This window comes from Coprococcus sp. RTP21428st1_C9_RTP21428_210409 (assembly GCF_040227395.1).
In the GTDB taxonomy this organism is placed as follows: domain Bacteria; phylum Bacillota; class Clostridia; order Lachnospirales; family Lachnospiraceae; genus Coprococcus; species Coprococcus aceti.
In genome coordinates this window covers 50555-56968 of sequence record NZ_JBEHVV010000012.1, presented here as the reverse complement: position 1 = coordinate 56968, position 6414 = coordinate 50555, and the positions used below count along the sequence as shown (strand labels likewise).

Here is a 6414-nt window from a genome sequence, read left to right as displayed (position 1 = left end):
GGTCCACGTCCCTTGTCAAGCTCAGCCTCGATGACGATACCTCTTGCCTTTCTGTTAGGATTTGCCTTGAGTTCAAGCACATCTGCTGTGAGGAGGATCATCTCAAGGAGATTGTCGATACCTTCCTTAGTATGTGCAGATACAGGACAGAATATTGTTGAACCGCCCCAATCCTCTGGGATCAGCTCGTACTCTGTGAGCTCCTGCTTAACTCTCTCTATATTCGCACTTTCCTTATCGATCTTGTTGATCGCTACTATGATCTCGATTCCGGCAGCCTTTGCATGGTTGATAGCCTCGATTGTCTGTGGCATAACACCATCATCGGCAGCTACAACAAGGATAGCGATATCTGTACTCTGTGCACCACGCATACGCATCGCTGTGAACGCCTCATGTCCAGGAGTATCAAGGAATGTGATAGTCTGGCCATTTACATCGACAACTGATGCACCGATGGCCTGTGTGATTCCACCAGCCTCACCTGATGTTACCTTTGTCTGTCTGATGGCATCAAGAAGTGATGTCTTACCATGATCAACATGACCCATAACGCAGACTACAGGAGGTCTTGAAACCATATCCTTCTCGTCCTCTTCATCCTCCTTAAGGAGCTCCTCGATCACATCAACTTTCTCCTCTTCCTCAGCTATGCAGTTGTACTCAAGTGCGATCTCTGAAGCCTCGTCAAATGGAAGCTCTGAGTTCACATTGACCATCTTACCTGCGAGGAACAGCTTCTTGATAAGTGCTGTTACAGGAGTCTTTACCGCATCAGCCAGCTCCTTGAGTGTTACAACCTCAGGAAGTGTGATGGTTCTGATTGCATCCGGATCCTCCTGTGGTGCCTGCTGCTTCTTCTGTGGCTTGTTCTTCACATTCTTCGCAAGTCTGCTGATATCAGCCTCGACCTCCTCAGGTGATCTTCTGTTGCCCTTACGTGGCTTGTTCTTATCTCTGTTGTAGTTATCTCTGTTCTGGCTCTTTAAATCCTTACCCGGCATCCCCTTCGCATCGAAGTCCTTGCGGTCTCTCTTGAATGGTGCTCTCTTCTGAGCTGGGCTGTCATCCTCGTCATCCTTGCCAAATGGCATATTGATACGGTTGCTGAAACGGTTGCCACCATCTCTGTTAAAGCCTCTTCCGCCCTGGTTTCTATCGCCATTGCCGAAGCGTCCGCCACCCTGGTTTCTGTCTCCGTCTCTGTTAAACCTTGGTCTGTCACCCTGGCCGTCCCTGTTAAATCTTGGTCTGTCACCCTGGTTTCTATCACCATCTCTGTTAAACCTTGGTCTGTCATTCTGGCCGTCTCTGTTAAATCTTGGTCTGTCACCCTGGTTTCTGTCGCCATCTCTGTTAAACCTTGGTCTGTCGCCCTGACCGTCTCTGCCTACTCTTGGTCTGTCACTCTGATTTCTGTCGCCCTGGCCATCTCTGCCGAATCTTGGTCTGTCACCCTGATTTCTGTCGCCCTGGTTCCTGTCGTTGCTGAATCTGGCTCTGTCTGAACCGCCCTGTCTGTCGTTGTTAAATCTGACTCTGTTACCGTTGTTATTCATCTTGCCGCCGTTTCTGTCCTCCCTGGCAAATCTTACATGATTGCCAGAACCCTGTCTGGCTGCTGAATTGTCATCCCTTGAAGGATTCTGCTTCTGCGCGTCCGCCTTTGGCGCTGCAGCAGGCTTTGCTGTCTCAGGCTTTGGCTGCTCTGTCTTAGGCGCTGCCTTTGGAGCCTCCTGCTTTGGTGCTGCAGGCTTTGGGGTCTCAGCCTTTGGAGCCTCGGCCTTTGGCGCAGTCTTTGCTCCAAACTTAGCTTTAATTATTCCAACCATCGAATCGTCCAGATTGGACATATGACTCTTGATCTCTATTCCCTTTGCGCCAAGTGTATCTATGATATCTTTATTTGAAATGTTTAACTGTTTTGATAATTCGTGTACTCTGATTTTAGCCAAATGTTACACCTCCATGTTTTCATTTACATTCATGTACTTTATGATCTGATTCCCGAATCCCTCGTCAAGTATCGCAATGGATGTTCTCATCTCATTGCCACTGTACTTGCCAAGCTCATCCTTTGTCCCGTACTCATAATAAGGAATCCCATAATAATTACATTTCTGGTCGAAAAGTTTCTTCGTATTGTCAGAAGCGTCCTTCGCCACAATGACCACGTACGCGCTCTGATTCTTAACTGCTTTCTCTACTGAGAAATTGCCACTGCACAGCCTTCTGGCTCTGGCACACAGAGAAATTAACGAGTAGATCTTGTTATTCTTCAATGTCACGCAGCTCCTTGTCTAATTGTTCATACACCTCAGCAGGTATGCTGACCTTGAAAGCCTTCTCAAGTGCTTTGCTTCCAACCGCCTTCTTAAGGCACTCGGATCTCTTGCATATATAAGCGCCTCTTCCGTTGAGCTTGCCGGTTGCATCAACTGCGAACTGCCCGTCATTGCTTCGGACTATCCTTATCAGCTCACTCTTCGGCATCATCTCACGGCATCCAAGGCATTGCCTCAGAGGTACCTTCTTTGCCATCTCATCACTCCCTATTCTCTATCATGTGCCACTACATCAATGCAAATGATTACTCTTCGTCGTTTGTGTCTACTGTTTCATCTATGTCAAATGAAGCAGCATCGGCATCTTTATCTTCGCTTACTTCATCATAATATTCATCTTCGTTATAAGGATCAAAGTTCTCATCCTCTGGCTGCTCATCAAAGTAACCCATCTCCTCGGCCTTTGAATGGCTCTTAATATCGATCTTGTATCCTGTCAGCTTGGCTGCAAGGCGGGCATTCTGACCCTTCTTACCGATTGCAAGTGAAAGCTGTGTATCAGGTACTACGACAAATGCTGTCTTCTCATCAAGATCAACTGATACGTCCTCAACATCTGAAGGACTGAGCGCATTGTAAATAAACTCAGCAGGGTTCTCACTCCAAGGAATGATGTCGATCTTTTCACCGTTCAGATCTGCAACGACAGCATTTACTCTGTCACCATTGATTCCTACGCATGCTCCAACTGCATCGACGTTCTCATCGTTTGACCATACTGCGATCTTAGATCTTGATCCTGCCTCTCTGCAGAAGCTCTTGATCTCAACTGTTCCGTCTGCGATCTCTGTTACTTCCTTCTCAAAAAGTCTCTTGACGAGCTCTGGATGAGTTCTTGATACAGTGATCCTTGGTCCTCTGTTTGTCTTCTTGACCTCTGTGATATAAAGCTTTATTCTGTCGCCTCTCTCGTAGCTCTCTCCCTCGATCATCTCTGACGGCTTTAAGAGTGCCTCTGTCTTGTCATCAAGGCTCACATTCACGCTGTCTCCAACCTGTCTCTGAACGATTCCTGTTACGATATCCTTCTCCTTCATATGGAAGTGATCGTATATAGCTGCTCTCTCGTTCTCGTTGATCGCCTGAACGATGACATTTCTCGCACGCTGGGCTGCGATTCTTCCAAAGTTCTTAGTTGTGATCTCTATATTTACTGTATCACCTATCTCGTACTTGCTGCTTATCATCTTGGCCTGCTCCAGTGTTATCTGGCATGCAGGATTCTCAACTTCCTCAACAACCTCTTTGGCTGCATATACATGGCACTCACCAGTCTCTCTGTCCAGTGAAACTGTAATGTTCTCGTCTGTATTGAAATCCTTCTTGCAGGCTGTCTTGAGTGATCTCTCTATAGCCTCAAGCAGAACATCCTTGCTAATGTTTCTCTCCTTCTCAAGCTGATTCAATGCTTCAATGATCTCTGACACCTTTTTATCCTCCTAATATATAAATGCTAATCGTATCATGGAAATATCTTTTCTCGTTATCGTTATCTCTGTCTCATCCTCAAGCTCAATGGTAACTGTATTCTCATCATATGCCTTGAGCACACCCTCGAATTCCTTTGCACCATTCACCTTGGCAAATGTCTTGATCTCCACGACCTTACCTATGCTTCTCTTGAAATCCTTCTCTTTCTTCAGTGGTCTCGTAAGCCCCGGTGAGCTGACCTCCAGTATATAGGCATCTCCTATATAATCATCCTGGTCAAGCAGGTCTCCAAGTGCTCTGTTCACTATCTCGCAATCACCGATCGTGATGCCACCTTCCTTGTCCGCATACACTCTGAGGTAATAATCACTGCCTTCCTTGACGTACTCCACATCAACAAGCTCCAGATTGTTCGCCTCAATGATCGGCATCACAAGTGCCTCCGTCTTTGCTTCAATATCCGCTCTCTTCGTAAATACGACCACCTTTCTGTAAAATATTATCCCCACAACAATTGAGAGTGGGCCAAGGCCCACTCTCATGCTGTAATCTATAACAATCTTACTTATTGTATCATAATTATCAAATAATTCAAGTACAAATATTAACAAATATTTATGCGTTTCTTCTGGCTGCGTCCTCACGGTAATATTTGTCAAGCACCTTGTTCGCCTTCTTGTCGTCAAGAACGCATTTGTTGGACAGTGCAACCTTGACGAGTTCATCCAGTGCTTCCTCCCTAAGTGCCGTGCTCTTGATGTTGACATTTGCAAGCTCTGTGTACGCTCCCATCTTTCTTGTGAGCGCCTCGTACTCCTCTGGAAGCATCCTGTCTATCATATTCCTGATCTGCTTGGATACCGCCTGGCTGTTGCCGCCTGTTGTGACTCCCACCACAAGATCTCCGCGGACGATAACGCCTGGAAACAGGAAGCTGCTGAGCTCCTTGTTATCAGCCACATTTACCATGATGCCCCTGTCATTACAATATGTACCTATCTTGGCATTGATCTCCGGGCGCCTGGTTGCCGCCACAACAATGTCTGCATTCTGCAGTATGTCAAGTGCCACGTTGCTCTCATGTACATTTATTCCCTTTATCGCTTTTATATCATCGCACACCTTCGGCGCAATGACCGCTATCTTCGCTCCGAAATACAGCAGCGAATTGATCTTTCTAAGTGCTGCCTTACCTCCACCTACAACTATTACTTTCTTGCCCTCAAGATCGATGTACATTGGAAAGTATGCCATATCTTATCTCCTCCGAATATTCTATAAATCTAGTCATATACTTACTGTGAAAGCTGCTTAAAAAACTTTCACAGCAAATTATAAATGAGGAATTAAGAAATGGCAATTACAAATAACGTTGGTTCACTAAAAATTCAGATAACGAACAACAATTTCTTTCCCGTCGAGGGTGCTTCCATATACATAAGCCCTACGGGAATGCCCGATTCCACCTCAGAGGAATTTGTTACAGATGAAAATGGGATTGTGATCGACGAAGAACTCCCTGCTCCCGATGTGGCCTACAGCCTGGAACCAGGTGATAACCAGCCATACTCAGAATACAACGTACTGGTGAATGCCCACGGCTACAATGAGCGTTTCATCTCCGGAGTCCAGATATTCTCCGGTGAAAAGGGAATACAGAACATAGAGCTGACACCCTCTGACGGAAGCGACACCACTCCGACAGTTCTCGATGCGCACACTCTCTGGGAGCAGTATCCTCCAAAAATTGCAGAGGATATGATCAAACCTGTGAATCCGTCTGGAGGTATAGTCCTGAGCCGTGTCGTTATCCCTGAAACCATAGTGGTACACGATGGTGCACCCACAGACCCCACAGCCAGAGATTACTATGTTCCATATAAAGACTATATAAAGAACGTTGCCTGCAATGAAATATATTCCACCTGGCCTGATGCAGCCATCCGGGCAAATGTACTGGCGATACAGTCATTTACCCTGAACAGAGTCTACACCGAATGGTACAGAGGAAAAGGATACGATTTTACGGTAACCAGCAATACCGCATTCGACCAGAAGTGGGTGTACAACGCAACCATATTTGAAAATGTATCACAGATCGTAGATGAGATGTTCGCCAACTATCTCTCAAAGCCAAACGTTACACAGCCTCTCTTCACCCAGTACTGCGACGGCAGACGTGTATCCTGTCCGGGCTGGATGACACAGTGGGGGTCAAAATCCCTGGCAGACGACGGTCTTACCGCCATCCAGATTCTCAGATACTATTACGGGGATACAATATACATCAACACCTCGGAGACTATATCCGGTATACCTTCTTCTTATCCGGGCTACGAGCTGACCATCGGCTCAAGCGGTGACAAGGTCTCCCAGCTCCAGAGACAGCTCGCCAGGATCTCACTCAACTATCCTGCCATCGGTACCGTAACCGTCGATGGTTTATATGGTCAAAACACCGCAGATGCCGTGAGAAAGTTCCAACAGATATTCAATCTTCCGGCTACAGGTGTCACTGACTATAAAACATGGTATAAGATTTCGCAGATATATGTGGGAGTTACCAAGATTGCAGAGAATGTATAATACACTGGGGGCAAACACAAAAAAAGCTGAAATCTTAATGATTTCAGCTTTT

At 46.3% G+C, this 6414-nt stretch carries 7 protein-coding genes; 1 reads left to right on the top strand and 6 read right to left on the bottom strand.

Going from position 1 to position 6414, the window contains the following annotated elements:
- From ABUA34_RS04225 to ABUA34_RS04200, 6 genes are all read right to left on the bottom strand, one after another.
- Positions 1-1955: translation initiation factor IF-2 (locus tag ABUA34_RS04225; RefSeq protein ID WP_349822885.1), on the bottom strand; the 1955-nt coding region annotated here is incomplete at its 3' end.
- Positions 1956-1958: 3 nt separating this feature from the next.
- On the bottom strand, positions 1959-2288 hold the full coding sequence (locus ABUA34_RS04220) for a L7Ae/L30e/S12e/Gadd45 family ribosomal protein (protein WP_082418050.1): 330 nt from the start codon (positions 2286-2288) through the stop codon (positions 1959-1961).
- Positions 2272-2541 carry an RNase P modulator RnpM gene (gene rnpM, locus ABUA34_RS04215; protein ID WP_015534837.1) on the bottom strand — a complete coding sequence of 90 codons (270 nt, stop codon included), beginning with the start codon at positions 2539-2541 and terminating at the stop codon, positions 2272-2274. Before rnpM ends, ABUA34_RS04220 begins: the two co-directional genes overlap by 17 nt.
- Positions 2542-2590: 49 nt before the next feature.
- The gene (gene nusA, locus ABUA34_RS04210) at positions 2591-3772 is read right to left on the bottom strand and encodes a transcription termination factor NusA (protein WP_055144675.1); all 1182 of its coding nucleotides are present in this window, start codon (positions 3770-3772) and stop codon (positions 2591-2593) included.
- A gap of 12 nt (positions 3773-3784) precedes the next feature.
- A complete protein-coding gene (gene rimP, locus ABUA34_RS04205; RefSeq protein WP_055144996.1) occupies positions 3785-4207 on the bottom strand; it encodes a ribosome maturation factor RimP in 423 nt (140 codons plus the stop codon).
- 184 nt (positions 4208-4391) lie between these two features.
- Positions 4392-5030 carry a precorrin-2 dehydrogenase/sirohydrochlorin ferrochelatase family protein gene (locus tag ABUA34_RS04200; RefSeq protein ID WP_015534836.1) on the bottom strand — a complete coding sequence of 213 codons (639 nt, stop codon included), beginning with the start codon at positions 5028-5030 and terminating at the stop codon, positions 4392-4394.
- 99 nt (positions 5031-5129) lie between these two features.
- Here ABUA34_RS04200 and ABUA34_RS04195 point away from each other — a divergent pair, with 99 nt between their 5' ends.
- Positions 5130-6362, top strand: a complete 1233-nt coding sequence (locus ABUA34_RS04195) for a peptidoglycan-binding domain-containing protein (RefSeq protein ID WP_349822884.1) — start codon at positions 5130-5132, stop codon at positions 6360-6362.
- The last annotated feature ends 52 nt before the right edge of the window (positions 6363-6414 follow it).

Bases quoted from the DNA above. Each gene is read 5' to 3' on its own strand.
- rnpM (WP_015534837.1), bottom strand. From the start codon at position 2,541: ATGGCAAAGAAGGTACCTCTGAGGCAATGCCTTGGATGCCGTGAGATG.
- rimP (WP_055144996.1), bottom strand. From the start codon at position 4,207: ATGCCGATCATTGAGGCGAACAATCTGGAGCTTGTTGATGTGGAGTAC.
- ABUA34_RS04200 (WP_015534836.1), bottom strand. From the start codon at position 5,030: ATGGCATACTTTCCAATGTACATCGATCTTGAGGGCAAGAAAGTAATA.
- ABUA34_RS04195 (WP_349822884.1), top strand. From the start codon at position 5,130: ATGGCAATTACAAATAACGTTGGTTCACTAAAAATTCAGATAACGAAC.